1 protein-coding gene is annotated in these 789 nt (G+C 71.0%); it reads right to left on the bottom strand.

Going from position 1 to position 789, the window contains the following annotated elements; all coding sequences use genetic code 11:
- Positions 1 to 789, bottom strand: a 789-nt coding sequence (locus HUK84_RS20965) for an RluA family pseudouridine synthase (RefSeq protein ID WP_246285813.1), incomplete at both ends; no start/stop codon positions are given.

The following is a 789-nucleotide window of genomic DNA, read 5'->3' as shown; positions in this document are numbered from 1 at the left end:
CCGCGCGGGCTCGGGCAGGCCGCGCGCGGCGGCGGGAATCCGTCGCAGATAGACCGGGTCGCCCAGCAGGGGATGGCCGTGGGCAGCGAAATGCACCCGGATCTGGTGGGTGCGGCCGGTGGCCAGCCTGCATTCCACCAGGCTGACGGCGCCGTGGAAGCTCTGCCGGGTGTGGTAATGGGTCAGCGCCTGCTTGCCGCCATGGGTGACCATGGCCATGCGCTTGCGATCGCGCTTGTCCCGGCCGATCGCGCCTTCGAACGATCCGCTGGACGGCGCCATCATGCCCCAGGCCAGCGCCAGATAAATGCGGTCGATGTCCCGGGCGGCGAATGCCTCGGACAGCGCCGCGTGCGCGGCTTCGGTTTTGGCCACCACCATCACGCCCGACGTGTCCTTGTCCAGCCGGTGGACGATGCCCGGCCGCCGTTCGCCGCCGATGCCGGTCAGGCTGTCGCCGCAATGGGCCAGCAGCGCGTTGACCAGCGTGCCGTCCTCGTTCCCCGGCGCGGGGTGGACCACCAGGCCGGCCGGCTTGTCCAGCACGATCAGGTCGGAATCCTCGTACAGCACGGTAAAGGGAATCGCCTGTGCCTGCGGCGTCGCGGGCATTGCGGGCGGCACCCTTATTTCATAACACAGGCCGGCCCGGACCGGATCGGCCGGATCGCGCAGGACCGCGCCGTCGCGCAGCACGTGCCCCGCTTCCATCAGCGCCTTGACGCGGGACCGCGACAGCGTGCCCAGCCTGTCGGCCAGGAAACGGTCGGTGCGCCGGCCGGCATCCCC

Source organism: Nguyenibacter vanlangensis, assembly GCF_013376155.1.
In the GTDB taxonomy this organism is placed as follows: Bacteria; Pseudomonadota; Alphaproteobacteria; order Acetobacterales; family Acetobacteraceae; genus Gluconacetobacter; species Gluconacetobacter vanlangensis.
Note: the sequence above shows the minus strand (reverse complement) of the source record. Positions and strands in the feature narration are given on the sequence as shown.